At 53.4% G+C, this 24,711-nt stretch carries 26 protein-coding genes; 12 read left to right on the forward strand and 14 right to left on the reverse strand.

Annotated features, from left to right (window positions below; translation table 11 throughout):
* Positions 1-524: 524 nt before the first annotated feature.
* The 4 genes from ACO06L_RS09920 to ACO06L_RS09935 form a co-directional block, all read right to left on the reverse strand.
* Complete coding sequence (locus ACO06L_RS09920) at positions 525-1,253, reverse strand: TVP38/TMEM64 family protein (protein ID WP_202348791.1); 729 nt, start codon at positions 1,251-1,253, stop codon at positions 525-527.
* Positions 1,231-1,416, reverse strand: a complete 186-nt coding sequence (locus ACO06L_RS09925) for a hypothetical protein (RefSeq protein ID WP_202348790.1) — start codon at positions 1,414-1,416, stop codon at positions 1,231-1,233. The genes ACO06L_RS09920 and ACO06L_RS09925 overlap by 23 nt, the downstream gene beginning before the upstream one ends.
* A 33-nt stretch (positions 1,417-1,449) precedes the next feature.
* Positions 1,450-3,936, reverse strand: coding sequence for a heavy metal translocating P-type ATPase (locus ACO06L_RS09930; protein ID WP_202348789.1), 2,487 nt, complete (start codon positions 3,934-3,936; stop codon positions 1,450-1,452).
* 70 nt (positions 3,937-4,006) lie between these two features.
* Positions 4,007-4,408 carry a MerR family transcriptional regulator gene (locus tag ACO06L_RS09935; protein ID WP_202348788.1) on the reverse strand — a complete coding sequence of 134 codons (402 nt, stop codon included), beginning with the start codon at positions 4,406-4,408 and terminating at the stop codon, positions 4,007-4,009.
* A gap of 171 nt (positions 4,409-4,579) precedes the next feature.
* Between ACO06L_RS09935 and ACO06L_RS09940 the strand changes: the two genes are divergently transcribed.
* The gene (locus ACO06L_RS09940) at positions 4,580-4,801 is read left to right on the forward strand and encodes a hypothetical protein (RefSeq protein WP_202348787.1); all 222 of its coding nucleotides are present in this window, start codon (positions 4,580-4,582) and stop codon (positions 4,799-4,801) included.
* Positions 4,801-6,375, forward strand: a complete 1,575-nt coding sequence (locus ACO06L_RS09945; protein WP_202348786.1) for a multicopper oxidase family protein — start codon at positions 4,801-4,803, stop codon at positions 6,373-6,375. The genes ACO06L_RS09940 and ACO06L_RS09945 overlap by 1 nt, the downstream gene beginning before the upstream one ends.
* A 422-nt stretch (positions 6,376-6,797) precedes the next feature.
* Here the strand turns inward: ACO06L_RS09945 and ACO06L_RS09950 are convergent, their stop codons facing one another.
* A complete protein-coding gene (locus tag ACO06L_RS09950) occupies positions 6,798-7,088 on the reverse strand; it encodes a hypothetical protein (RefSeq protein ID WP_202348785.1) in 291 nt (96 codons plus the stop codon).
* 441 nt (positions 7,089-7,529) lie between these two features.
* Here ACO06L_RS09950 and ACO06L_RS09955 point away from each other — a divergent pair, with 441 nt between their 5' ends.
* The 6 genes from ACO06L_RS09955 to ACO06L_RS09980 all read left to right on the forward strand — a co-directional run bounded on the left by ACO06L_RS09955 (position 7,530) and on the right by ACO06L_RS09980 (position 10,536).
* A complete protein-coding gene (locus ACO06L_RS09955; protein ID WP_202348784.1) occupies positions 7,530-7,823 on the forward strand; it encodes a hypothetical protein in 294 nt (97 codons plus the stop codon).
* 82 nt (positions 7,824-7,905) lie between these two features.
* Positions 7,906-8,418 carry a DUF411 domain-containing protein gene (locus ACO06L_RS09960; RefSeq protein WP_202348783.1) on the forward strand — a complete coding sequence of 171 codons (513 nt, stop codon included), beginning with the start codon at positions 7,906-7,908 and terminating at the stop codon, positions 8,416-8,418.
* A gap of 10 nt (positions 8,419-8,428) precedes the next feature.
* Entirely contained in the window at positions 8,429-9,283 is an 855-nt protein-coding gene (locus ACO06L_RS09965; protein WP_202348782.1) for a WD40/YVTN/BNR-like repeat-containing protein, read from the forward strand.
* Positions 9,276-9,704 (forward strand): c-type cytochrome, encoded by a 429-nt coding sequence (locus tag ACO06L_RS09970; protein ID WP_202348781.1) that lies wholly within the window; start codon positions 9,276-9,278, stop codon positions 9,702-9,704. The genes ACO06L_RS09965 and ACO06L_RS09970 overlap by 8 nt, the downstream gene beginning before the upstream one ends.
* Positions 9,705-9,901: 197 nt before the next feature.
* Entirely contained in the window at positions 9,902-10,189 is a 288-nt protein-coding gene (locus ACO06L_RS09975; RefSeq protein ID WP_202348780.1) for a hypothetical protein, read from the forward strand.
* 104 nt (positions 10,190-10,293) lie between these two features.
* Positions 10,294-10,536: a hypothetical protein gene (locus ACO06L_RS09980; protein ID WP_202348779.1), complete on the forward strand. Its 243-nt coding sequence runs from the start codon at positions 10,294-10,296 to the stop codon at positions 10,534-10,536.
* An 85-nt stretch (positions 10,537-10,621) separates the two neighbouring features.
* Here the strand turns inward: ACO06L_RS09980 and ACO06L_RS09985 are convergent, their stop codons facing one another.
* From ACO06L_RS09985 to ACO06L_RS10015, 7 genes are all read right to left on the reverse strand, one after another.
* Positions 10,622-12,982, reverse strand: coding sequence for a heavy metal translocating P-type ATPase (locus ACO06L_RS09985; RefSeq protein ID WP_421845623.1), 2,361 nt, complete (start codon positions 12,980-12,982; stop codon positions 10,622-10,624).
* Positions 12,975-13,202 (reverse strand): hypothetical protein, encoded by a 228-nt coding sequence (locus ACO06L_RS09990; RefSeq protein ID WP_048496390.1) that lies wholly within the window; start codon positions 13,200-13,202, stop codon positions 12,975-12,977. The genes ACO06L_RS09985 and ACO06L_RS09990 overlap by 8 nt, the downstream gene beginning before the upstream one ends.
* A gap of 27 nt (positions 13,203-13,229) precedes the next feature.
* Positions 13,230-14,582, reverse strand: a complete 1,353-nt coding sequence (locus tag ACO06L_RS09995; protein WP_421845625.1) for an APC family permease — start codon at positions 14,580-14,582, stop codon at positions 13,230-13,232.
* An 11-nt stretch (positions 14,583-14,593) separates the two neighbouring features.
* Positions 14,594-14,947: a hypothetical protein gene (locus ACO06L_RS10000; protein ID WP_421845627.1), complete on the reverse strand. Its 354-nt coding sequence runs from the start codon at positions 14,945-14,947 to the stop codon at positions 14,594-14,596.
* Positions 14,948-15,098: 151 nt separating this feature from the next.
* Positions 15,099-15,848 (reverse strand): copper resistance protein B, encoded by a 750-nt coding sequence (locus tag ACO06L_RS10005; protein WP_150994156.1) that lies wholly within the window; start codon positions 15,846-15,848, stop codon positions 15,099-15,101.
* Positions 15,845-17,629 (reverse strand): copper resistance system multicopper oxidase, encoded by a 1,785-nt coding sequence (locus tag ACO06L_RS10010; RefSeq protein ID WP_150994155.1) that lies wholly within the window; start codon positions 17,627-17,629, stop codon positions 15,845-15,847. Before ACO06L_RS10010 ends, ACO06L_RS10005 begins: the two co-directional genes overlap by 4 nt.
* A gap of 87 nt (positions 17,630-17,716) precedes the next feature.
* On the reverse strand, positions 17,717-18,244 hold the full coding sequence (locus ACO06L_RS10015) for a cupredoxin domain-containing protein (protein WP_058092401.1): 528 nt from the start codon (positions 18,242-18,244) through the stop codon (positions 17,717-17,719).
* A 204-nt stretch (positions 18,245-18,448) separates the two neighbouring features.
* Here ACO06L_RS10015 and ACO06L_RS10020 point away from each other — a divergent pair, with 204 nt between their 5' ends.
* The 3 genes from ACO06L_RS10020 to ACO06L_RS10030 all read left to right on the forward strand — a co-directional run bounded on the left by ACO06L_RS10020 (position 18,449) and on the right by ACO06L_RS10030 (position 21,352).
* Positions 18,449-19,114 (forward strand): response regulator transcription factor, encoded by a 666-nt coding sequence (locus ACO06L_RS10020; protein ID WP_202348518.1) that lies wholly within the window; start codon positions 18,449-18,451, stop codon positions 19,112-19,114.
* Positions 19,101-20,456: a sensor histidine kinase gene (locus ACO06L_RS10025; RefSeq protein ID WP_202348519.1), complete on the forward strand. Its 1,356-nt coding sequence runs from the start codon at positions 19,101-19,103 to the stop codon at positions 20,454-20,456. Before ACO06L_RS10020 ends, ACO06L_RS10025 begins: the two co-directional genes overlap by 14 nt.
* A 209-nt stretch (positions 20,457-20,665) precedes the next feature.
* The gene (locus ACO06L_RS10030) at positions 20,666-21,352 is read left to right on the forward strand and encodes a response regulator transcription factor (RefSeq protein ID WP_004581714.1); all 687 of its coding nucleotides are present in this window, start codon (positions 20,666-20,668) and stop codon (positions 21,350-21,352) included.
* A 123-nt stretch (positions 21,353-21,475) separates the two neighbouring features.
* On the opposite strand, the gene ACO06L_RS10035 is transcribed toward ACO06L_RS10030, so the two are convergent.
* Both ACO06L_RS10035 and ACO06L_RS10040 read right to left on the reverse strand, forming a co-directional pair.
* On the reverse strand, positions 21,476-22,204 hold the full coding sequence (locus ACO06L_RS10035) for a TorF family putative porin (protein WP_004581713.1): 729 nt from the start codon (positions 22,202-22,204) through the stop codon (positions 21,476-21,478).
* Positions 22,205-22,732: 528 nt separating this feature from the next.
* Positions 22,733-22,963, reverse strand: coding sequence for a hypothetical protein (locus tag ACO06L_RS10040; RefSeq protein ID WP_004581712.1), 231 nt, complete (start codon positions 22,961-22,963; stop codon positions 22,733-22,735).
* 310 nt (positions 22,964-23,273) lie between these two features.
* Between ACO06L_RS10040 and ACO06L_RS10045 the strand changes: the two genes are divergently transcribed.
* On the forward strand, positions 23,274-24,641 hold the full coding sequence (locus tag ACO06L_RS10045; RefSeq protein ID WP_320407651.1) for a sensor histidine kinase: 1,368 nt from the start codon (positions 23,274-23,276) through the stop codon (positions 24,639-24,641).
* The last annotated feature ends 70 nt before the right edge of the window (positions 24,642-24,711 follow it).

The following is a 24,711-nucleotide window of genomic DNA, read 5'->3' on the forward strand; positions in this document are numbered from 1 at the left end:
GGAAATTGCTGAATATTTGGGAGGAAAGGGGTCTGGCCCTGAAAGTACACGGCCAGAATGTGAAGAATGGTCCCAGGGAAAAAGAGAGGACGATAATATCGGCAAATCCAGAATTGCAGATTTGCCGACATGGGAAGAGATACACGTGCTGCTACAGCTACCCTGAGCCAGGAGCCTCGAGCAGTCAGGCATTTCCCGAGCATCCGGCAAAAGGACACAAGCTTCACCCATGGGCTCCACTCCATGAGAAGTCGCAGCACCCACCTGTGAAACAAGGAAATAAGCTGCGAGCAGCATGGCTGTCAGTCCCAAAAGCCGCTTGGTCATTGCATCGAAATCCCGATTACAGAACAGTTACTGCCTTTCACGTGTGGAAAAGCAAGGTCCACTGTAACCCACATTGATGGAGGCGCCAAGCACACAGAAACTACTCATCCTCGCGTCTCCATTCTCTTCCATTGACAAAATATGACTAAGCCTACACTCACAAGCTCCTCCGGATTTTACTGCTGGAACACGCTCTTTCACCCCCGACGTCGGGTCAAAAGCAGCTTCGCAACAATCGGCAACAGGGTAATGCCACTGACCAGGATCAGAAGCACCGTCACCACCCCGGACTCGGAGGCCATGAGCAAGCCACCAAACGCAGTGATCAGATAGGCTGTCGGAATAACACCGGCCAGCGTTGCAACCACGAAGCGCCAGAACGCGAGTGGTGTCAGGCCCGCTGCATAGCTGACCCCATCGAAAGAGATAAAGGGCACAAGTCTTGATGTAAAAATGACAAACATCAACCCGCCCTGGGAGCGGTCCTTGCCCAGCCACTCCAATACCGGACGTACCCGCCCCCAGCGATGGATGACGTCGTATCCCAGGGATCGGGCAATGGCAAAGGCGATCAGAGCCCCCGCCTCAGCGCCGATAACCACGACAACCGTCCCCCAGAAGGAGCCATAAGCCGCCCCGGCAACCATGGCGATCGGGGCGCTGGGGATCGGGCTCAGGACAATGGCCGTGATCATCAGGCCAATGATACCCACCGGCCCCCAATACCCCAGTTGGTCAATCCATTCCGACAAGGCCGCCTTGTTGGTCACGGTGGTCAATGCTCCGGTCTCCAGCATGACCCAATAGATCGCAGCCAGTGCAACCAGCAAGAGCAGAACCCCGACTACTTTTGCTTTTGCGTTCGGTCTAACTCCCATGCCTGCCATGGGTACCCGATGAAATTCATGGTTCAGGGTGGTAGTCATAGTCTCCTCTGGCGTTCTTACTCGCGCGTCCAGAATCGTCCCTGTTTTTCGAAAACAGGTACTTGCCGAGGGCTGCGACGCCAAGTACCAGGGCGACGATGAGCAAAAGGGATATCAACCCCATTCCCGCCATTCCAAACATGCATGCCTCATTTGTCATCATGTCAATCTCCTGATTCTGTGTGTGCCAGGCCTCTTACGAGACACTGGCCTGTGCGGCTCCGCTTTCGCTGATACTGCTCTCCACGGAGCTTCCGCTATTGGATTTGAACCGGCCCAGCCGGAGGGAATTGGTCACCACAAATACACTGGAAAGGCTCATAGCACCCGCAGCCAGCATGGGGTTGAGCAGGTAACCGGTAAACGGGAACAGAACACCTGCGGCTACGGGGATCAGTGCCAGATTGTATCCGTAGGCCCAGACAAAATTGCCGAGGATCGTTTTGCGGGTGCGCCGGGAGAGCGCTGCAGCATCCACGATGCCCCGGAGGTCGCCGCGCATCAGAACCACGTCGCCGGCCTCAATGGCAATGTCGGTACCGGTGCCGATGGCGATACCCACATCGGCTTGCGCCAGGGCCGGTGCGTCATTAATACCGTCACCCACAAAAGCAACCCGGGCACCTTCATCTTGCAGGCGCTTCACTTCGGCCGCTTTCTGGTCCGGCAATACCTCCGCAAGCACCCGTTCGATGCCGGCTTGCCGCGCAATCGCCTCGGCGGTGGCGCGATTGTCACCGGTGAGCATGGCCACGCTGAGCCCTGATGACTTGAGCGCAGCAATCGCTTCCACCGAGCCGTTCTTGAGCGGATCGGCCACGGCAATCAGCGCGGCGAGGCGTCCGTCGACGGCAACATACAGCGGGGATTTGGCTTTTTCAGCGAGTGACACCGCATCATCTGCGACGCTGGCCAGGTCGATACCGAGGCGGCGCATATAACGGTCCGCGCCCACATTGATTCGGTGTCCGGCCACCTGTGCCTGAATGCCATAGCCCGGCTCCGCCTGGAATTCACTGATCGCGGGTAACGTGAGCCCCCGATCCCTTGCGCCCTTGACGATGGCTTCCCCGATGGGATGTTCACTTTCGGTCTCCACAGCCGCAACCCAGGCCAGGACCTCATCCTCGCGGCCTTCCACCAGGATGAAATCTGTCAGCTCAGGCTGGCCCCGAGTCAGGGTGCCGGTTTTATCGAGGACGATGGTGTCCATTCGAGACAGTGTCTCCAGGGCCGCCCCTTTGCGGAACAGCACGCCCATTCCGGCACCCTTACCGGTTCCGACCATAATAGCTGTTGGCGTGGCCAGGCCCATCGCGCAGGGACAGGCAATCAGCAGCACGCTGACCGTCGTGACGAAGGCAAAGGACAGGGCCGGCTCGGGCCCGAAGCTGAACCAGGTGATGAACGTCAGAATCGCCAGTACGATCACCACGGGAACGAAAATTCCCGCAATCTTGTCGGCCAGCGCCTGAATCGGGGGTTTATCAGCCTGAGCCGATTCCACCATTCTGATGATCTGTGCCAGAACGGTGTCCGCACCGACCCTGGTAGCCCGGAACGTCAGGGAACCGTTCTTATTAATGGTTCCACCCACCAGCTCGGCGTCTTTCTGCTTGGCCACGGGCACGGGCTCGCCGCTGATCATGGACTCGTCCACGTAGGATTGGCCTTCTTCCACCACGCCATCAACAGGAACCCGCTCTCCCGGGCGCACCTGGATACGGTCGCCAGGTACCACGGCTTCAATGGACACTTCGACGGCCTCCCCGTCCCGAATGACACGGGCGGTCTTGGCCTGCAGTTGCAGAAGTTTTTTGATCGCCTCCGACGTCCGGCCTTTGGCGACGTGCTCGAAGTAGCGTCCCAGCAGAATGAGCGTCACGATTACTGCCGCTGCCTCAAAATAGCTTTCGGCGGTACCGGCGGGAAAGAATCCTGGAACCAGCAGTGCTGCTACGGAGTAGAAATAGGCAGCGCTGGTGCCGATCATAACCAGGCTGTTCATGCCAGGATTGGCATGGCGCAATTCAGTGTACCCGGACCGGAAAAACCTCAGTCCGGCATAAAACAACACCGGCGTGGTTAGTAGCCACTCAATTGCCATCCATCCCCGATGGGGTAAGACACTGACATATAGAGCCTCAAGAGCAGGGATCATTTTACCCATGGCAATCAGAACAACCGGAATAGTCAGCGCCGCAGCGAAGAGCACCTTCCGGCGGAGGTCGATGCCCTCCCTGTCCTGCTCTTCCGTTTCGCTATTGGCGTCCGGCTCCTGAGGTTCATACCCTGCGTCGCGGATAGCCTGATGAATTCGCGGCACTGACAAGGTGTCAGACAGGAACTCCACAAACGCTTTCTGGGTAGTCAGATTGACACTGGCCTTGACCATGCCGGGTTGCTTGTTCAATGCCCGCTCAACCCGGGATACGCAGGAGCCACAGGTCATTCCGATGACCGGAATTTCAGCCGACTGTACTCGTGGCTGATAACCCGCCTCCTTAATCGAGTCGATTAGCACAGCCGGCGTGGCGGGCTGATTAAATTCCACGGTGGCTTTTCCGGTCGCCAGATTCACCTGGGATTCCGCAACGCCGCGCTGACCCATGAGCGCCTTTTCAATCCGCCCGACGCACGAAGCGCAAGACATTCCATCAACACGAATTTCTATTCGTTGCATACCCGTTTCGCTCCTCGGCACAGATAACTGTGTGCCTCTAAATCAATGCATCCGCAGGCGATTGCCAGCTTCACCCTTGCTGGGCTATAGCTTCAACAATCGGGCAACCATCCATCGGCCCCTCACCGGGGCATTCCTTCAGGGTTTCAGACAGGACGGCCTCGATGCGGGACAGGCTCTGAATCTGATGCCGGATTTTTTCCAGTTGCTTCTTTGCAATTCGCTTGGCCTCGGCGCGGTCGCCATTGGCGTCCTGAAGCATCAGGAGTTCACGAATCTCATCAAGGGTGAAACCCCACTGCTTGGCGTGGATGATGAACTGCAGCCTGGCGATCGCATCCTCGGGGTAACGACGATAATTCGATTGGGTCCGGGCGGGCTCGGGCATGAGATTTTCCCGCTCGTAAAAGCGAATGGCATGGCTGGCCACGCCGCTTTTATCAGAGAGTTCGCCGATATTGAACGTTTTCATTTTTGCACCTCAAAACAAGTGATCAATGACTGATTCTAACCATAACCTTAAAGTGAACTTTAAGGTCAAGGTATTTTTTCATGCATTGTCAGATCGGTGGCGGTGCACCAAACTGACCCAAGGTCCCCCGTTTTGAATCAAGTGGGGCAAAAAATACGGAGACACACTGTAATGAAGGTATTTGAGAGGCTATCTACGCTGATTGTTGGACTTTTCCTGTCCCTTTTTGCATTCGCTGATGAGCCCGGGCGCATGGGAGAAGGCATGATGGGGGGCGACATGATGCAGGGCATGGGCGGCATGGGGCTATTCATGATGATTATCATGATTTTTTTGGTTGTGCTCCTGATACTCGCGATTTTGGCACTGATTAAATATCTGCGGAATAAGTGATGAACCGGAGTAAAAGTGTCCATCGGCGCACAGTCCTTCAGGCTGTGGCGGGCACCGGCGTCCTTCTCACGCTGTCGCCGGGACTTCTGCTTACCGGGTGTGATGGAGAGGTAAAAGCGGGTGAATCGAAAACGCTCGGCCTTGATTCAGATGAATACGATGTTGAACTGAATCTTTATGCCATACCCGATTCGGTGCCCATACTTCCGGGCACCCCCAGTGAAGTGTGGCGCTACAGGGCGGAATTGCTGAAAGGTCCAGAAAACACAATCACTGAAAACCCGGACAGCTACCTCGGCCCAACGATCCGACTACGCCGCGGCCAAACCGTCAAAATCCATATTCATAATGAGCTGCCGGAGGACACCACGGTCCACTGGCACGGGCTTCATGTGCCGTCCGACGTAGACGGGCAACCAAGACTACCGATTCGCCCAGGCGAGACAATGACTGTTGGCTTCGAGGTATTGGACCGGGCCGGACTGTTCTGGTACCACTCTCATGCCCATGGAAAGCAAGGCGGTCGCGTGGGATTTCAAAGTTACGCGGGGCTGGCAGGGCTCCTGATCGTTGAAGACGAAGAAGAAGCGGGTCTCGGATTGCCATCGAACGATAACGAGCTGTTACTGGTGCTTCAGGACCGCACCTTTGCTGGTAACAATGAACTGGTTTACATGGGCGGTGGCATGGGGGCCATGATGGACCGTATGCACGGTTTTCTGGGGGATAGAGTGCTGGCTAACGGGGCGCCTCCAACCACCCGCAAGGTTGCCACCCGCCCATACAGAATTCGAGTCCTCAATGGCTCTAACGCCCGCATCTACAAACTGGCCTGGAGCGACGGGCGACCTGTCACCGTTATCGGTGCAGACGGCGGCCTTCTTCAGGGACCGGAAGACTGGCCTTACGCCGTGCTGGCTCCGGCTCAGCGGCTTGATATCTGGGTCGACCTTTCCGAGTTCCAGCCGGGTGATACGCTGGAGCTTATCAGTGACAGTTTCCGGGCAGGCATGATGAGTGGCGGTATGATGGACGGAATGGGAATGATGGGCAGCAACGCCCTGCCCCTCGGCAGCCGATTCCCCCTGGCCACGCTGGAAGTGTCCAAGTCAGTAGAGGCCAGCGAACCTTTACCGGCACAGCTAGGAGTGCAGCGGCAAAAAATACCGGTAAACAGCAATACGCGAATCCGGTCGTTCGAGTTAAGCCCGGTGATGATGCGGGGATTTGCCATGAATGGCCGGCGGTTTGACGGAACAAATGTTGCGGATGACGAAAAAGTCCGCCTTGGTGACACGGAAATCTGGGAATTCCACAACAACACACCGATGCCTCACCCGATGCATATTCATGGCTTGCAGTTCAACGTTGTAGGGCGACGAGGCGGCAGCTCGGACAGTTTACAGCAGGGCCTGGTAGACAGTGGCTGGCACGACACGGTTCTGGTTATGCCTCGTGAAACGGTTCAGTTGGCGATGAAATTCGAGCGCTTTGACGGCCTTTACATCTACCACTGTCATAACATGGAACATGAAGACGCAGGAATGATGCGCTATTTTCAGGTGCGAGGCTAAACGCGACGACATCCCTCTTAGCGCACATTCACTGTCAGAATGCTCTCGTCGAGTGTGAAGCATCCGAGACCTTGGGCTGAGGAGCCACCGACTGGACATCACCAGCCTCGCTCGCCTGATCAACTGCGGCCACTGAGCCTTTCTTGTCCTTACATTTCATCATGCACAACCCAAGACCACACATGATCAGACAGGGCAGAAGGCTGATCAGTATTGGAGCGATCCCGAATAGCACGAGCTTATCCCAGCCAAAAATCAGGCCGGCGGAGACCCCAATAGCACCAAACAACCACCAGCGCCGTGGCCCTGTCAGCAATCCCATAAGCCTTCGTGAGCCGGTATCCGGGTTCGTCTTGCCCTTTTCGCCACAGTTCGATTTGTTACAGCAACTCATTATATATTCACCTTTCCAAAAATCGTTCTCAGTTTCTCACGCTTACCGTTGGAGCGGAGAACAGCCTTGCAACCAGCGACGTCAAGAAAATAACCTTGAAGCAAGGTTTAAGGTCAAGCATTTTATAAAGAAACCAGATCGGACCTGCCACGCGGCTCTGATTTTCCAGAAAGTGATGGCATCGAAATAAAAAACTGCTAGCATCTGGTGAACTAAGTGACGAAGGTTTTGTCACAGCGGTGAAGATCGACAGGTTGGTGCCCGATATCAAGATGACCAGAACCAAACGCCAAATTTTCTCGTTGTTGCTATCACTCATAATGGTGATAAGCACTCCGGCGTTGGCCGTCTCTGAAATGGCCGACGGTCAGATGGATGCGTCCATGATGGACTGCGGTTCCATGATGTCCGATGCAACCGGAATCAGTGAATCTGCCTCTGATGACAGGGTCAGTTGTTTCACAGGTTCAGACATGGCCTGTCCGACCGCCAGCGGGCTGAACAGCTGTGGTGTCAGTATCGGTCTTTTGCCAACAGGCCCCAGCGGCTTGCTTGATGCCGATTCCCAACCGGTTTTAAGCGCCCTTGAGAACGACTACCAGGATCCTTTCCTGGCTTCTATCACACCCCCTCCACAATTTCGCTCCTGAGTCTTAACCCGGACTTTTGCCCATTGCGGCAATGTCATTAACGTTAATTCTTACAAGAAAGCCTCGTGTTCATACCTATTCGTCACGAGTCTTTAACTGGAGCAAACCAAATGCGCAATTCCAATATCAAGCTTTCAATCACCGCTGCCATTTTCGCGGGTAGTGTTGCTTTCTTCTCTGTCTTCGCCCATGCCGAAGGCAACGGCATGATGGACCCTGACTCCGAGGAGAATGGAATGATGTCCTCCAAAGGCATGCACGGAATGGGTGGCATGATGGGCATGATGTCCGACATGTCTTCGGAAGATCGCAAAGCGATGACGGAAGCCTGCATGAAAATGATGCAGAGCCATGGCGGCGATGAAATGAATATGAGCGGCGGCGAGAAGGACCAGGACGCCTAAACCAAAACCCATTGCCCGGGGAAGCCAATGTGCCCGCCCCGGGCCTTGCATCGCCGATGACCGAATCACATCGAGGATTACCATGAAAACCAAGAAACTTGCCCTGTTTACAGGTGTAGCCGCAGTCGTTCTCGTTGCAGGCGCTACCACACTGGCAATCCAGGCTGGTGAGTCTGCCGAGCCATCATCCGCAGTCGCATCCACTGCAGAGACTGGCACAGCCATCACCATCTACAAGAGCCCCAATTGCGGTTGCTGTCAGTCCTGGGCTGAGCATCTTGCGGCCAATGGCTTTGAGATCGACATTGTTGAAACCGACAATCTCAATCAAATCAAGCAGACCCATGGTGTGCCCCGCGAAATGGCGTCCTGCCACACCGCATTGATTGGTGATCTGGTGATTGAGGGCCATGTGCCGGCGGATGATATTGTCGCTTTCCTCGAAAAACCACAGTCCAACAACGTTGGTCTTTCGGTGCCTGGAATGCCTCATGGCACCCCGGGTATGGAGACCGGCCGGAAGGACGATTATCAGGTCATCGCTTTCAGCGCCAATGGCCAGCAGCGCGTTTTCCGCGAACACAAGGATTACTGAGGTCAGCGCCATGAAAGCGATTGTTTTTCGCCTGAAGTCCGCACTCTTGCGCTTTTTCCTGATCACTCTGACTGTTGTCTTGCCGACGCTGGCTCATGCCCAGTCTTTGGGCGATAGCCAATCAGTGAAGGCCCTGACGAGCAACCCGTCAGGGGCCCTTGTAGTGCTGCGTGCCCGCGGCCTGTTTGCCATTGACGGTGATACATCCACTGAAATTCCGCTACCAACGTCGGATGCGGGCGCACAGCCCACGTCTCTGGCAAAAGGAGCCGATGGCAGCATTTACCTTGCCGGCCCCGGCCTGGGCGTCTGGCGCTACATTAGTGCCAACAATAGCTGGCAACCCCTCAATGACACCTTGCCCGATCTCGGCGTCACTGCCATGGCCACTCATGCCACCCAAGCCGGAACTCTCTACGCGTACCTCGGAGAAGATGGCATGTTCCGGTCCAGGGACGGCGGCGCCGAATGGGTCAAAGTCGATGGTGGCCCCCGGGAACCGGTGCAGGCATTCCTGCACTCGGACATGCCCGGCAGCATGGAAAGTGGCTGGCTTTTCGCCGGCACGACGCGCGGCGTCGCCCGCTCCATGGACTGTTTCTGCTTCTGGGGCGATGCGGGAGACCTGCGAGGTACCGTGTCTGCCATCAGCTATGATCCCGCCGCTCCGGAAAACGTCTATGCGGTCGTCGAGGGGCAGCTCCATCACAGTAACGATGGCGGCGAAACCTGGGCAAACGTTAAGGCACCCGGAACCGTGACGGCGCTGACTTTCTCGCCAGTTCATGGGTTCGTAACAGCCGTTGAGGGCGGCAACTTGTTTGCCCATGGCGATGGCGGCGAATGGACGCCAGTGTATGAATAAGTGGATCGGCTTGCTGATTCTGTTCGTTGTGCCGGCCGTTGCGATCGCGTCCGGCCGGCCAGCGAGTACCGACCCCGCGCCCGCAAATGTGGCGCAGGGTCGACAAATTTATCAACAATACTGCGCCGCCTGCCATGGACGGCAGGCTGAGGGCGCTGCTAACTGGAAAAAGCCGGATGAGAAGGGCGAAATGCCGCCACCGCCTCACGATGAAACCGGCCACACCTGGCGCCACAGCGACGCCATGCTGTTCAAAATGATCGCGGAGGGCTGGCGGCACCCCTTCAACAAGACCGATCGGCTGACCATGCCAGCGTTCGAAGACTCTCTCACTGAACAGGAAATTCAGTCAGTCATTGAATACCTGAAAACGCTCTGGACCGATGAACAAAAAGAGTACCAGGCGACAGAGAGCCAATAGCGATAACACCAGCCTCGCGAACCCGCTACTTTGGCGTTCATTAATATCCTATCCTAAATCTTTATACCGTTTATCTGTCCAACTATTTTTAAGCTACCCAACCACAAATTTAAAATAATTTTTATTTTTTCTTTTTCAGGACCATTTCAGAAACCAATGGTTAAATATAATCGACAACTAAATCGGAGGTGTCGATTATGAAGAATATGATCTTATTTGCCGCAACAATTGCTCTCTCAACATATACATTTGCTGGTAATATGTCATTGAACGAGGACATGAAAGCTACACATGATCAGTCTAGAGATAAGCGCTCTTTCGAAAACATTCTCGATAATGACGAAATGAAGCGCTTACACGAACGGATGACACGCTACGGCATGTCCGAGCCTGGAATGGAGGCTCGCGTGGAAATGATTACGAGTGAAAAGGGTCGGGCCTACCACAAGGCACTGGAAGATGCAGAGAAAAATACCGCAGGGTGAACCCCGCGGCCAAGTTAACTCATGGAGACATGAGCAATTAGAACATACGAACCTGAAATCAGGCTGAAATACTCAACTGTTTTTATGGTTTAAAGGGGAATGTCATGAAAAAAGTAATGGTAATCACAGCAATCGCGGCTTTATTTTCAACTATGGCTTCGGCCAACTCTGGCTTGGCAGACCGTATTAATGAGGCTCGCACTTACCCGAACAAAACGGTTGAAATCCAATATACGAAAAATTGCATGAAACATATTAGAACGAAAAATAATTCAGGCAAAATAGATACCGAGCATGATCAGCACAGTGAACAGAATGCAGAAACGATGAACCACAAGCACTCATGAATTGAAGATTATAAAGGGAGTGAAATAAGAACCGACCCTGTAAGTATCGGGGTCGGTTTCATTTCATTGCCTGAACAGCTGAGTTTCAGCGTCGTGGCGCCAACCTGACTATCCTCAAGCGCAATGCATTCACAATCACGCTGACAGACGACAGCGACATTGCAGCCGCCGCGAAGATCGGCGAAAGCAGTATCCCGAAGAACGGGTACAGAACCCCGGCCGCTATCGGAACGCCCGCAGAGTTGTACACGAAAGCAAAAAACAGGTTCTGCCGGATATTGCGCATGGTCGCCAGCGACAGACGACGCGCTTCTACAATACCCATCAGGTCCCCGCGTAGCAGGGTAATGCCAGCGCTTTCGATGGCCACATCCGTACCAGTGCCCATGGCCACACCCACGTCCGCCGTTGCCAATGCAGGCGCGTCGTTAACGCCGTCACCCGCCATCACGACAACACGGCCTTCATCTTTCAGGCGCTGGACGATCTTGCCCTTATCTTCCGGCAGTACTTCCGCTTCCACTTCGTCAATGTGCAATTTGCGAGCAACCGCCTCGGCCGAAGTGCGGTTATCGCCGGTCAGCATGACCACGCGTATGCCGTCTTTTTGCAGCGCGGTAATAGCAGCTTCGGTCGTTTCCTTGACGGGATCAGAGATGGCCAACAGCCCAGCGATTTTTCCATCGACGGCGGCAAAAATCACGGTGGCACCATCTTTGCGGAGCTGATCGGCTTCGCCGTCAAATCGCGTGGTGTCAACATTCTCCGATTCCATCAAAAGGCGATTGCCAAGTAGCACCCGCTTGCCGTCAATTTTTCCCGTTACCCCTTTACCGTTGGGAGAATCGAAGTCTTCCGCGTCCGGCAGCTTCAGCTGCAGGCCTTCAGCTTTATCCAATATGGCGTGGGCCAATGGATGCTCACTGCCTTTCTCCAGGCCACCGGCAAAATGCATTAAAGCACTGTCATCGAACCCATCCGCTGTAACAATCCGGGTGACTTGGGGCTGACCCTCCGTCAACGTTCCGGTCTTGTCCACGACCACCGTATCTACCTTTTCCATGCGCTCAAGGGCTTCTGCATCGCGGATCAGCACACCACTCTGGGCGCCCCGGCCAACACCCACCATGATCGACATGGGCGTTGCGAGACCTAACGCGCAGGGACAGGCAATAATCAGAACACTGACCGCTGCAATCAGCCCGAACGCCATAGGCGGTGCGGGTCCAAAGAAGGACCAAGCAATAAAGGCGACAATAGCAATCACAATAACTGCCGGCACAAACCAGCCTGCTACCTTGTCAGCCAGCCCCTGGATCGGTGCGCGGCTACGCTGGGCGCTGGCCACCATCTGGACAATCTGGGACAGCATGGTATCGCGGCCAACTTTGTCGGCCCGCATGATGAAGCTGCCCTGCTGGTTTATGCTGCCGCCGATCACTTGGTCGCCGGATTTCTTGCTGACCGCCAGGGGCTCGCCGGTCACCATGGACTCATCCACGTTGGAGCTGCCTTCAAGCACCTCGCCGTCCAGCGGCACCTTGTCACCGGGGCGCACCCGCAGGCGGTCGCCCACCTTGACCTGATCAAGCGACACATCGGATTCGCTGCCATCGTCGTCCAGTTTTCTGGCCGTCGCCGGTGCCAGATCCAGCAGGGCCTTGATGGCACCAGAGGTTTTCTCTCTGGCGCGCAATTCCAGCACCTGCCCCAACAGCACCAGCACCACGATGACAGCAGCCGCCTCGAAGTAGACGGCGACCGACCCGTCTTCCTGCCGGAAGGCGCCTGGGAAGATCTGCGGCGCTAGGGTCGCCACCAGGCTGTAAATCAGCGCGACACCGGTACCAATGGCAATGAGCGTAAACATGTTCAAGTTACGGCTAACCACGGATTTCCAACCCCGGACGAAGAAGGGCCAACCGCACCAGAGCACCACAGGCGTTGCCAGCAACAGTTGAATCCAGTTGGACATCTGCGGGGCTATAATGTGATCGAGTCCGGTGAGGTGCCCACCCATCTCCAGCACCAGTACAGGCAGGGCCAGCACCAGGCCGATCCAGAATCGGCGGGTCATGTCTTTGAGTTCTTCCGAAGGCCCGTCGTCCAGGCTTACCTGCTCCGGCTCCAGGGCCATGCCGCAGATTGGGCAGTCCCCTGGCCCTTGCTGCCGAATCTCGGGGTGCATGGGACAGGTATACATAGTGCCCGGCGCTACCGGCTCTTGCTGTTTCTTTTCCCAATCGAGGTACTGCTCAGGGTCCTCGTCGAATTTGGACTGGCAACGCGACGAGCAGAAGTACCAGGTTTTACCGCCATGCTGGCTGCGGTGTTCCGCGGTATGCGGATCCACTGCCATGCCGCAAACCGGATCCTTGGCGGTGTGCTCGCCAGGTTCTTTATCGGTGTGGTGATCGTGGTCATGGGCGTGATGGTGCTCAGCCATTGCGATCTCCTGTTTTGTCGGCGGGCCAGTCTGCAAATGCAATAAAATACAGCAGAACCAGATTGACGATGGGGATCAATATCAGCACACCCATCCACCCCGGATACCCGGTGCGCTGGCAAATACGCCAAGCCGGAATGACCACCACAATGGCAATCACCAGCATCCAAAGCCAGTGGCCTGCCCACATGGTATTCCCGAACATGTTATCTCCCATCATGGCAATAGCCTCTCTTCCTGATTCAGATTAATGATGATGCGCATGACTCTCTTCCTGTTTCGCTTGCGCCGATTCCGGTGATCTTTTAAGGAAAATCTGCTCGGATACTGCAATCACGATCATGGTCACGACTGCCACGCTGATGACGAACGGGTCCGTATTAAGCTTTACCCAGACGAAACCGCCCAGCGCCAAAAGATCCAACAAGATGGCTGTTGCTGGTACCCAGGTGTTGGCCTTAATGTCTTTGCGTAGATAACGGAGCACACCCCAGTGAATGGCAATGTCCATAATCAGATAAAACACGATACCCAACGCAGCAATGCGTGACAGGTCAAAGAAGGCGGCCAGAATCAGACCCAGGACAACGGTATACACCAGTGTGTGTTTCTGGATGCTGCCGGGCATGCCAAAATGCCGGTGTGGTACGAGCTTCATCTCCGTCTGCATCGCCAGCATGCGGGATACCGCGAAGACGCTGGCGAGAATACCGCCCGCCGTGGCCATCATGGCAATAGCGACAGTAAACCAGACACCGTAATCGCCGAGAGCGGGACGCGCAGCAGCAGCGAGGGAGTAATCCTGCGTTTCGATAATTTCAGCCAGTGACAGGTTGCTGGCGACCGCGAAGCCCACCAGCGTGTAGATCACCACGCAGGCGGCAATGGAAATCACGATGGCGCGCCCGACGTCTCGCTTTGGGTCTATTACTTCCGAACCACTGTTGGTGATGGTCGTAAAGCCTTTGAACGCCAGAATCCCCAGTGCGGTTGCGCCCAGGAAGTTGCCCAGCGCTCCGGCTTCACCGGGCTCCGAAAAATCAACCGAGACTGAGTCGGCAATCCAGATCCCGACCAGACCGAAAATCAGTATGCCGCCGATTTTCAGGATCCCGATAAAGGAAGCCACCCCCTGAATCATCCGATTGCCGAGCAGGTTGATCACGAAAGCCACGAGGATTAATGCCACCCCCAGAATGGGCACCATACGGCCGCTTTCGTCCCCTCCGAATAGTTGCATGGTGTAAGAGCCAAAGGTGCGGGCCAGGAAGCTCTGGGCGATCACCATGGAAAAATACATCAACAGGGCGTTGAAAGCCGTTGGCAGCCGGTTTCCGTAGGCCTTGTGCAGGTACATGCCGATACCGCCGGCGGACGGGTAGGTATTGGAGATCTTGATGTAGGAATAGGCGCTGAAGCTCACAATCACCGCTGCAGCGAGAAAGGCCAGCGGGAATAGCACACCGGTCATCTGGGCCATCTGCCCGGTCAGAGCAAAAATACCGGCGCCAATCATGACGCCGGTACCCAGCATCGCCGTCCCTGGCAGAGTGAGACTACCTTCCTGGTAGCGAGTGCTTCGATCTTCCTCCCTGCTCATTCAATCTCCTCTTATTTTTTCATGGGTGGAATCTTGGAACAGCAGAACGGCTCATGCTTGGCATTTGCCCGGACGTTGTCGTCGGTAAACCAGTACCAGGCCAGTTTGCGCCGGGTCCACCATCCGGTTTTCAATCGGCCACCGTAAGCCTTGATCAGTTCCAGTAATTCATCGACGGACCAGTGGGTTCCATCGTACGTCACCTGCAATGTGCCATTTGGCTTACGCTCGGCGAAATCAACGCATGGGTGGTGATTCAGATCGTGGATGAGCCCCTCCCACTGATCCTCTCCAAGCCCCTCGACGGTCATTTTTCGGCGCAACAAAAACTGCTCCTGGTTGGTTGCTTTGTGTGCTTTGGTCATGGGGTGACACCTCTCTTCCTGATGACTTCTCCCTGTATCAAAACACTTCAACCTGAACTGCGACTGAAAATGGACACATGCTTTCGGTGGATTTGAGTTACATCAAATCATAGACGAAAAAAGGCCATGGGTTTCCCATGGCCCTTCAGCATCAGAATGCGATTCGAGCGCCGATTACGGCAAACCAATCTTCTGTGCCGCCGCCGCTCGCCTCGGCCAGGTCGGCACTATCGCCATACTTACGCTCGTGCACCACACCCACATAAGGCGAGAACGCACGGTCTATCAGGTCGTAGCTGAGCCGGAGGCCGGTTTCGGTGGAAACCAATCCTTTGCCGACACCAATCTCTTCATCCTCACTGAACGCTACCGAGGCATCCAGAGTTGCCGCCAGGATCCAGTAATTGGTGAACAGCAATTCGTACTCAGCGTCCAGTTCGGCTGACGTATCACCATCGTTGCTGACGTACAGGTTTGCATCGATCTCAAACCATTGGGGCGCCAGGCCGGCGACACCGAGAACGGCGTATGTCCGGTCCGGCCCTTCCGGAGTATCGAAACGCACGCCCGCTTTGGCGTCGAAGAACTTGGAAATGGGGATCTGGCCGACCAACTGGTTTTCCAGCGTTTCGTAGGCCTGCTCCTCTATTTCGTATTCGCCGGTTGTGAGCAACCGGACTTTAAAATCGTCAGTACCATAGAAGGCATCCGCATTCCAGACGCCCAGCTCCTCGTCATCGTCGCTGTAGCGGTACTCAAATTCCTCGAATTGAACACCCCAGGTTGTGAGCGGCTGTTTTCGAGCGGTCGTGTCGGAGATCATTTCCTGAGCTGTCACCGCCGTTGAGACACCAATAGAGGCAAGGACGCTGACTGCGACAATTGATCGAATACAGCTCATACCTCACCTCCATCTTCGACAAGCACGTCTGTTTTGGCCTGCGCCGACTCTGGCCCACCTTCAACAATTACCTTGCGGAACATACCAGCGGCCGCGTGATAGGACAGGTGACAGTGGAACGCCCACTGGCCTGGCTCATCAACCTCGGTTTCCATGTACACCGTAGTGCCTGGGTTCACGCTAATCGTGTGCTTGATCGGGTTCCACTGGCCTGCGCCAACATCGAGGATGGACCACATGCCGTGCAGGTGCATGGGGTGAGTCATCATGGTTTCGTTAACAAACTTGAAGCGGACCCGCTCACCGTATTTGAGGCGAATCGGATCGGCATCTTCGTACTTGACGCCATTGATGCTCCAGGTATACCGCTCCATATTGCCGGTCAAACGAAGCTCAATTTCGCGGGTTGGCTCGCGGAGTTCATACAACGGATCCTGAGCCTTCAGGTCAGCGTATGACAAGAACTTACCGCCATTGGCTGCTGTAGGTACAAGGCCACTGCCCTTGGCATAGAAGGGATCGCTTGGCCCCCCTTTTTTACCCATCGCCATGGAACCGTGATCCATGCCGGACATACCAGAGTGATCCATGCCTTCCATGTTGGAATGATCCATTCCTTTCATATTCGAGTGGTCCATTCCCTCCATCGAAGAATGATCCATTCCGCCCATCCCCTCTGAGCTGCTCATATTCATGTCGCCATGATCCATTCCGGCCATGCTGCCATGGTCCATGCCGGCCATACCGCTCATGTCAGCCATGGTCAGGCGCGCCGGTTCGCGCAGTTGCGGCACGGCCGCTTCCATACCCTCTTCAGGGGCCAATGTTGCCCTGGCATAGCCCGAACGCCCCATGGATTCAGCAAAAATGGTGTAGGCCTGCTCATCTTTCGGACGGACGATCACATCGTAGGTTTCCGCCACACCGATCCGGAACTCGTCCACACTAACCGGCTGAACGTTGTTGCCATCTGCCTGCACAACCGTCATGTCCAGACCGGGGATCCGGATATCAAAGTAAGTCATCGCCGAAGAGTTGATAAAACGCAGCCGAATGCGTTCGCCCGGCTCGAAGATCCCTGTCCAGTTTTGGCTTGGTCCTTTGCCGTTGATCAAGCCCGTAAAGCCATGGATATCCTCAACGTCCGCTTTCATCATCCGCATGCCACCCCAGGCCATACGGTCACTGACGGTGTTCATCAGGCCATTTTTTGACACGTCCGAGAAAAACTCGCCAACGGTTTGCTGCTCGCGATTGTAGTAATCCGGCATCATTTTCAGGTTGCGCATGATGCGGTCACCGGAATGGGGGTGCTTGTCAGTCAACTGCACCACGTATTCACGATCGTAGCGGAACGGTTCACGTCCCTCGGGTTCGATAACGATGGAACCGTAGGCGCCATCCGGCTCCTGAAAACCGGAGTGGCTGTGAAACCAGTAGGTGCCTGCCTGCTGAATAGGAAATTCGTAGGTGAAGGTTTCACCCGGCTTGATGCCTGGAAAGCTGATACCAGGCACACCGTCCTGATCAAAAGGAAGGATCAGGCCGTGCCAGTGAATGGACGTCATCTCGTCCAGGTTATTGGTCACGTTGATCTTTACGTTTTCGCCTTCTTTGAAGCGCATCACCGGTCCCGGAGATGCGCCATTGTATCCAATGCCTTCTTTCACGAAATCGCCAGTATCAATTTTTACCCGGTCGACCGTCAGGTCGTACTCACCGGCCATAACCATGGCTGGCATCAGCAGGCTTAAAAGTCCTGTCAGTAGGCGTGTTTTCATCTTTTTCTTACTCCAAACTGCACTTCGTTGAAGCAGGGCTGGAAAACAGTCCCAACCCGTGCATTCGCGGGTTTTCAGTACGCATGTTTACTCAAAGTTAACGTCACCGTACATGCCGGCCTGGTAGTGGCCTGGCACGTTGCAGGCGAATTCGATATTGCCTTTATCAGAAAACTTCCAAATCACTTCTTTGCTTTGGCCGGGCTCCAGCAACACGCTGTTCGGGTCGTCATGCTTCATGGTTTTGCCATTGCCCATATCCATGTTCATCATGTCCTGGTTGAGCTTGCCGCCCTGGATCACGCCATGCTCAACCATCATCATCATTTCCTCTTGATGAGCTTCATGCATGTCGGGAGTGCCAACATTGAACTCATGCACGAGGTTTCCTTTGTTCTCCACCACGAAGCGAACGGTTTCACCAGGCTTCACACTGATTTCTTCGGGTTCGTAGTAGTTGTCGTACATTTCCACTGTAATAGTGCGAGAGGCCTCCGAGGCTTTACCCGGTTCGCCGCTGCTGGCACCATGGCCACCGCCATGAGCACCGGCGGCGAGGGTCGCTGCGGACATTGACATGGCAGCGGCTGCAACAATCAACTTGGATGCGTTCATCTTGTCTTCTCCATTGATAAAGTGGCCGGAAATCCCGGCGTCGGTTAGCTCTGAGCAAAGAGCGATGCCAAAATACGAATCACACCATCGCGCATTAACCTGAATTCTCGCTGAAAAATACCAAACTATTTTGTCGTTCAGGCTGAATTCAGGTTGATCGGCGACACTCCAAGACTATTTCTTGGCTCAGAGAAGGAATGTCCGATGCGATTACTGCTCGTTGAAGATGACCGTTTGCTGGCTGAAGGATTACGTGGTCAGCTTGAAAAGGCAGGGCTCAGCGTTGATACGACCTACACCGCCAAAGAAGCCGCGATTCTGGGCGAGCAGGAGGACTATCGGGCCGTCGTTCTGGATCTTGGCCTTCCTGACGGCAATGGATTAGACGTATTAAGGAAGTGGCGAAAACATCAGGTCGTCTGTCCGGTGCTTATTCTGACCGCCAGGGGCGACTGGCACGACAAGGTGGAAGGCCTTAAAGCTGGAGCGGATGACTACCTTGCAAAACCCTTTCAGACCGAAGAACTCATCGCCCGGCTTAACGCCATTGTGCGTCGAAGCGAAGGTCGCATTCATTCAATGGTCAAAGCCGGACGCTTCGAACTGGATGAGAATCGTCAAAGCCTGAAATCCGAGGATGGCACGGAGCACAGCCTCACCGGCACGGAATTTCGCCTGCTGCGCTGTCTGATGAGCCGTCCCGGCCATGTGTTCTCGAAAGAACAATTAATGGAACAGCTTTACAACCTGAACGACAGCCCGAATGAGAACGTCATCGAAGCCTATATCCGCAGACTGCGAAAACTGGTTGGCAACGACAGCATTGCAACCCGTCGCGGCCAGGGGTATCTGTTTAATGACGCGGTTTAGCAAGCCCAGATCCGTCAAAGGCACCTTGCTTTTATTGCTACTGCCAGCGGGCATTGCGCTAATGGGGCTTGCATGGCTGGTTCACGGCCTCTTACTGGACCGGATGTCCCGGGAATTCGTCGAGACACGTCTCAAGGATGAGGTCGCCTTTCTGGAGCATCAGATTCGTGATTCTGGCGGTCAATTGGACAGTCTCCAGACTGGTGACTATTTTCAGGAAGTCTTTCACCACGCCTTCGCCATACATTCTCCGTCCAGAACGATCATTTCCCCGGATTCCTGGGCACCGGTGTTAACGTCGTTAATAGAATCAGCAAAGGATGGGACCGTTCGTGTTCGGGATGCGGACACCGTCGAAGGCCCAAAGAGCATTCTTGCGTACCGAAAGTCGTTCCGGATCGGCGATACGCCGATTGTAGTGATCGTGTCCGAGGATCTTGGCGCACTGAAACGCAGCCAGGCAGAGTTGCACGGGTGGACGGCCATCGTCTCTATTCTGCTGATTCTGCTGTTGGTCGTTGTGATCTGGTTCGGTATCAATCTGTCCATGCGCCCTGTCGTCGAACTGAAGGCCACGCTGAAGCGACTTCAGGATGGCAAGGTCTCGCGGATTCATGTCCAAGCACCTGAGGAATTTCGACCGCTGGTCCAGCAGCTCAACCAATTGCTCGACTCGCTGGATCAACGCCTGGAACGATCAAGGGATGCGCTGGCGAATCTGTCTCACAGCGTCAAAACCCCCATTGCGGCCGTCCGGCAGATTCTTGAGGACACCAGTCGTCCGCTCTCCAACGATCTCCGCCTTCAGATGACCGCGAGACTCAATGACATCGACAAACAGCTTGAAGCCGAGATGCGCCGAAGTCGCTTTGCAGGGCCACAGGTTGGGAAAAGCGCTTACCCTCTGAAACAGGCACGGGATCTAGTCTGGATGCTGGGGCGACTATACCCGGAAAAGTCCTTTGAACTGTCGAGCTCCCTGCCGGAGGACGCCCGCTGGCCGATCGAGGAGCACGACCTGAATGAAATCATGGGCAACCTTCTGGACAATGCAGGCAAATGGTCGGAACGATGCGTGGAGCTGTCACTCGTTCAACACTCCGGAAATCTGCAGATCGGCGTAACAGACGATGGGCTCGGCGTCGCGGACGCTGAAATCGGCAATCTGGGTCGACGGGGGTTGCGGCTGGACGAGCAGACCCCAGGCCATGGCCTTGGGCTGGCGATTGTTCGAGAAATTGTCGAACGCTACAGTGGAACCCTCAACTTCTCACCTGCTCCGAAAAGTGGGTTGTCCGTGATAGTTGACCTTCCCAGGGCGGTCCCGGTGATCAATCGTTGACCCGGCCACCTGGTATGTGGTTAAGCGATCACATGTGGATAGTGTTTGTATAGAAAACTTTCCTCACCGTAATGCCTTTTTCAAGCTAGATTCAGCTTCGTCTGTTGTTATAGCGGGTCGCTTGAAGTCCGGTCTCTTAGCTAATTTTGATTTGCTCTCGAGAAGGGCGACAGCCACAATTTTCCAACATCCAGAGACGGCGCTTATAGATGAAGGTTCTAATTGTCGAAGACAACGCGGTACTCGCAGAAAAAATCTCCGTTTGGCTTGCGAAGGAAAACTTTACTGTAGATGTTGCCCAAAACGGAAAAGAGGCAAATTTCTTCGTAGAGACAAGCAGTTATCAGGCGATCATTCTGGATATAGGACTGCCCGACGAGAACGGGCTTTCTTTGATGCAAAAATGGAGAAGCAGTGGCAGAGATGAAGCTATTCTTATTTTAACTGCCCGCTCCAACTGGACAGAGAGAGTTGAGGGCTTGAATGCCGGGGCAGACGATTATCTTCCAAAACCCTTCGAATTCGATGAACTAAAAGCTCGACTTAGCGCCATAATACGAAGAAAAGACGGGCGAGCAACTGATAAGATCATCGTGGATGGTTTTCTACTTAATGCAACCTATAGAACCCTAACAACTCCCGATCATAAAGAGTTCAGACTAACCGCAACGGAGTACCGCCTTTTACAATGCTTTCTTCGCTCTCCTGACAGAGTTTTCTCACAGGACGAACTTGTTGAAGCACTCTATAATATCGAAAGGTGCCCAACCAGAAATGTCGTTCAAGTCTACATAGCCAGGCTCAGAAAGATACTCGGAAAAAAACGAATAAAAACATTGAGAGGACAAGGATATTACTTTGCAAGAGATTCTCTTCAAAAAAGGGTTGAAGCTTAAATGATTTTGCTGTGATTTAACCATTTTCCTCAAGGACCAGGGCTCGCCAGATAAATGCGCTGGCCCACAAACCGGGCCAGCTTTCTCAACGATTAACCATTTCGGTGAAAAATACCAAATAGATTAAAAAGACTTAGTCCAGCCCAGCCAAAACTTCGGGTCGTCCGAACTGACCGAACCAAGTGCGTTACTTGAATCGATATCAGCGTACTCCAGATTAACACTAAAAGCTCCAAAGCTTCCCGCATCTTTGGTGACGTTAACAGCTGCATGTCCGTAGCTCGCCTCGCCAATAGACGCCTTGCCATCATCAGTGAAATCATAATAGCCAATCAAAACACCTGTGCTGAAATCGTCTTCCAGTGGCACATCAACTGATGCGTAATAATAGATATCGCCTGGAACGAACAGCCCTTCGCCGCTTACGTCGCTGTTTGCTGTGTAAGCAACACCTATAGATACAATGCTGTAACTCAACTCTCCGTATATTTCGCCAAAATCAATAGATTCAGGAGCATCAGGGTAAGAGTAATAAATGTAGCCAACATCGTAACCGATATCCTCAATTACACCGGAGAAGCCAGCATAAAGATCAAGCTCGTAGCTCGTCCCATCGCCGAAATCCACATTGGAGCCCCAGCCGCCAACATAAAGCCCCGACGCATGTTCGTAGTCAAGCCCGCCTTGCGTCGCCGTTGAGCCATCTGTTTGTGTCACACCGCGAAATAAGTAGTTGCTTGTTATGCCCAAATTAGCACTAACACCTGCGCTGGCAATTAACGGGACCGCTTGGAGAGTTACGAGCAAACCAACACTTAGCAAACAATCTTTAGTCGAGATACGTCTTTTCATCGTTTTTACCTTCTATTTGGGCAGCTTAGTTATTTGCGCATTGAATAACGCACCTATAATGCATACACGTTTTGTGCCACCTTTTAAAAAACTTATTCTATGAGCAATTATTGTCAAATCAGGGCCGCAGTTCATAAAAATGATTAAATATTTAACAATTCAATGCAATAAGCACTCTGCTTCAAGTGTTGCATTGCTCGTCGATAGTGCGCTCATCAATAATGCGCACCAAATAGGAACAAGAATTGAAAAAACGATGACTAAAATAGAACTATTTTTAACTTGGTAATTCTAGATTAGATATGGTTTTATGAAAAATCGAGGGAGGTCTGAATTAGCCATGAATACTGCAAAATATCTTAGTTAAGAATGCAGCTTTCCAACATTTTGCGCTCTGTCTTCCTTACGAGATTCATCAATACTAAAGCGCGACTTTCGCAATTTTGGGAAAATTAACAAAATCTACCATTAAATTAATCTTGGAGCCACGTAATTGCCCGTCTGGCTCCAAGTAAACAACGATAAATGTTATTGCTTTTCCAAGAGATCCCCAATCAACTCTTTAATCAATCTATGTTCTTCCTTCAGTTTTTTGATGGTCTCGCTCTCTTCCACACGATACTGGGAGGAACGTTCATCTATGCTCTTATTAGGATAGCTTCTTGCCTCGTTGTATCTGTCCGCTTGCCCTCCTGCGTGGGCTATAGAAGCACCACTTGCCACGAAAGAAGCTACTATAATCATGGATACTTTCTTCATAAAACGGCTCCGACATTTTTTTCAATTAGACCAGCAACATTCAATGGCCTTGGGTGTTTAGTAGAACATCGAAACTTTAAACACACTTGAAAATATATGCTGATGAAACGTTTTTTTCAGCGGCTACCACAAGCTCAAAAGCCATTTAGGTCGGCTTTGATTTGATGACACTAAATCAAGTTATTCAAATGCCTAAGAACGATAAGACCAAGCCAGACCGATCTGAAGACCAGAGCGTCCCTCGCTCCGGCTCGCACCCGTTGCGGCACGCTTCGATTCCAACTATGCTTTCCGATCAGAGCACCTCTATGTGCCTTCAACTGAAGCCTTCCGCTCAATCGACAAAAGCACCTTCATGACAGCGCAGAAAAGCATCCGAAAAACTGTCCTCCAATATGGCATCGCTTTCAGCCTCTTGTATTTTTTACTAATTTTTTTCTCGCACACTTATGTAATAGAGCAGCTTTCGAACGAGTCCAGAAAACATCGCCTTGACAAGGAGGTGGAGAGTTTTCAAACCATCATTAAAAACGAAGTTCCGACGCCCGACGAGATTGGCAGCATGATTGATCGATTCCAATTGCTACTAGAGCACGCCCTCGTCGTCGAAATGAAAGACGGAAGCATCATTGCCAGTAGCAACATAGATCAAACAACGTTGCGCATGGTTTCAAGAAAGCCGGCGGGCTTTGTAGAAATATCCCAAGGTGCAGATGGCCTTCTTGGATTGAAACGAGGTTTCGGAATTGACAGCCCGCTTTCGTCAGTCACCATCCTGGAAATGGAAAGTGGACTCGCCGAGCGATCCAGTGGGGCTCACCTGACCTTGCTGGCTGCCTCCGCATTATTACTTGTTGTTCTCTTGGCTCTGGTAGGCACCACTATTTACCTCGCTTTGAAACCGATCGAACACATCAAGGAAGACATGAGGAGACTGCAATCTGGCAAACAACCTCGTTTGAATCCTGACGCACCAGAGGAGTTCAGTCCGCTGATCAAACAGTTCAATAACCTACTTGAACTAGCAAGTCGTCGCCTTGACCGCCACCGCCGCCTCAATTCCGATCTTTCTCACATGGTCAAGACCTCGATCTCTGCCAATCTCGCAATCTTGTCAGACACTGGTTCATTACCTCCGTCCCGCGACGACATAGAGTTCATGACCTCCAACCTAAAGGATCTAAGCCGGTCCTTGAACTACCGCATGAGCAAGGCAGATATCTCCGGCAGGCAGATGGGGCAAACATGTTTGCCGATTGAAATAGCGAACAACGTCATTTCTGTCATGGAAAAAATCTTTCCCGATAAGAGTTTCCGTATTAATACATCCTTGCCGAATAACTTCAGTTGGCCCATGGAGCGTCAGGACCTATCAGAGTTATTCGGTAACCTGCTCGAAAACGGCGGGAAATGGAGTCAGGCTGAGATTGACGTTTCAATAAGCCAGACCGATTCCGGGCTAACGATAGAAGTTGCAGACGACGGCCCTGGGATTACTCCAGAAGCGGCCTCAAAAGTGATTGATAGAGGTTCCCGGCTTGACGAAACCGCTTCTGGATTTGGATTGGGACTGTCCATCGTGTCCGAAATACTAGAAGACAATTTCGGACGGATGAACATTGGCCCCTCAGAAGCAGGGGGCGCCAGAATTACAGTTGTGCTTCCTTTCCCAGAGTAGAGCACAACCATAATTCCTCCGCCCCGCTATGACGGAGGGATTACCCTCCCCTGCTCGCGATCAAAACTGT

It is taken from the genome of Marinobacter sp., assembly GCF_965229985.1.
Classification (GTDB): Bacteria; Pseudomonadota; Gammaproteobacteria; order Pseudomonadales; family Oleiphilaceae; genus Marinobacter.

What these genes read in the sequence shown, in the direction of transcription:
- ACO06L_RS09920 (WP_202348791.1), bottom strand. Translation starts at nt 1,253, where the DNA reads ATGACTACCACCCTGAACCATGAATTTCATCGGGTACCCATGGCAGGC.
- ACO06L_RS09925 (WP_202348790.1), bottom strand. Translation starts at nt 1,416, where the DNA reads ATGATGACAAATGAGGCATGCATGTTTGGAATGGCGGGAATGGGGTTG.
- ACO06L_RS09930 (WP_202348789.1), bottom strand. Translation starts at nt 3,936, where the DNA reads ATGCAACGAATAGAAATTCGTGTTGATGGAATGTCTTGCGCTTCGTGC.
- ACO06L_RS09935 (WP_202348788.1), bottom strand. Translation starts at nt 4,408, where the DNA reads ATGAAAACGTTCAATATCGGCGAACTCTCTGATAAAAGCGGCGTGGCC.
- ACO06L_RS09940 (WP_202348787.1), top strand. Translation starts at nt 4,580, where the DNA reads ATGAAGGTATTTGAGAGGCTATCTACGCTGATTGTTGGACTTTTCCTG.
- ACO06L_RS09945 (WP_202348786.1), top strand. Translation starts at nt 4,801, where the DNA reads ATGAACCGGAGTAAAAGTGTCCATCGGCGCACAGTCCTTCAGGCTGTG.
- ACO06L_RS09950 (WP_202348785.1), bottom strand. Translation starts at nt 7,088, where the DNA reads ATGAGTGATAGCAACAACGAGAAAATTTGGCGTTTGGTTCTGGTCATC.
- ACO06L_RS09955 (WP_202348784.1), top strand. Translation starts at nt 7,530, where the DNA reads ATGCGCAATTCCAATATCAAGCTTTCAATCACCGCTGCCATTTTCGCG.
- ACO06L_RS09960 (WP_202348783.1), top strand. Translation starts at nt 7,906, where the DNA reads ATGAAAACCAAGAAACTTGCCCTGTTTACAGGTGTAGCCGCAGTCGTT.
- ACO06L_RS09965 (WP_202348782.1), top strand. Translation starts at nt 8,429, where the DNA reads ATGAAAGCGATTGTTTTTCGCCTGAAGTCCGCACTCTTGCGCTTTTTC.
- ACO06L_RS09970 (WP_202348781.1), top strand. Translation starts at nt 9,276, where the DNA reads ATGAATAAGTGGATCGGCTTGCTGATTCTGTTCGTTGTGCCGGCCGTT.
- ACO06L_RS09975 (WP_202348780.1), top strand. Translation starts at nt 9,902, where the DNA reads ATGAAGAATATGATCTTATTTGCCGCAACAATTGCTCTCTCAACATAT.
- ACO06L_RS09980 (WP_202348779.1), top strand. Translation starts at nt 10,294, where the DNA reads ATGAAAAAAGTAATGGTAATCACAGCAATCGCGGCTTTATTTTCAACT.
- ACO06L_RS09985 (WP_421845623.1), bottom strand. Translation starts at nt 12,982, where the DNA reads ATGGCTGAGCACCATCACGCCCATGACCACGATCACCACACCGATAAA.
- ACO06L_RS09990 (WP_048496390.1), bottom strand. Translation starts at nt 13,202, where the DNA reads ATGATGGGAGATAACATGTTCGGGAATACCATGTGGGCAGGCCACTGG.
- ACO06L_RS09995 (WP_421845625.1), bottom strand. Translation starts at nt 14,582, where the DNA reads ATGAGCAGGGAGGAAGATCGAAGCACTCGCTACCAGGAAGGTAGTCTC.
- ACO06L_RS10000 (WP_421845627.1), bottom strand. Translation starts at nt 14,947, where the DNA reads ATGACCAAAGCACACAAAGCAACCAACCAGGAGCAGTTTTTGTTGCGC.
- ACO06L_RS10005 (WP_150994156.1), bottom strand. Translation starts at nt 15,848, where the DNA reads ATGAGCTGTATTCGATCAATTGTCGCAGTCAGCGTCCTTGCCTCTATT.
- ACO06L_RS10010 (WP_150994155.1), bottom strand. Translation starts at nt 17,629, where the DNA reads ATGAAAACACGCCTACTGACAGGACTTTTAAGCCTGCTGATGCCAGCC.
- ACO06L_RS10015 (WP_058092401.1), bottom strand. Translation starts at nt 18,244, where the DNA reads ATGAACGCATCCAAGTTGATTGTTGCAGCCGCTGCCATGTCAATGTCC.
- ACO06L_RS10020 (WP_202348518.1), top strand. Translation starts at nt 18,449, where the DNA reads ATGCGATTACTGCTCGTTGAAGATGACCGTTTGCTGGCTGAAGGATTA.
- ACO06L_RS10025 (WP_202348519.1), top strand. Translation starts at nt 19,101, where the DNA reads ATGACGCGGTTTAGCAAGCCCAGATCCGTCAAAGGCACCTTGCTTTTA.
- ACO06L_RS10030 (WP_004581714.1), top strand. Translation starts at nt 20,666, where the DNA reads ATGAAGGTTCTAATTGTCGAAGACAACGCGGTACTCGCAGAAAAAATC.
- ACO06L_RS10035 (WP_004581713.1), bottom strand. Translation starts at nt 22,204, where the DNA reads ATGAAAAGACGTATCTCGACTAAAGATTGTTTGCTAAGTGTTGGTTTG.
- ACO06L_RS10040 (WP_004581712.1), bottom strand. Translation starts at nt 22,963, where the DNA reads ATGAAGAAAGTATCCATGATTATAGTAGCTTCTTTCGTGGCAAGTGGT.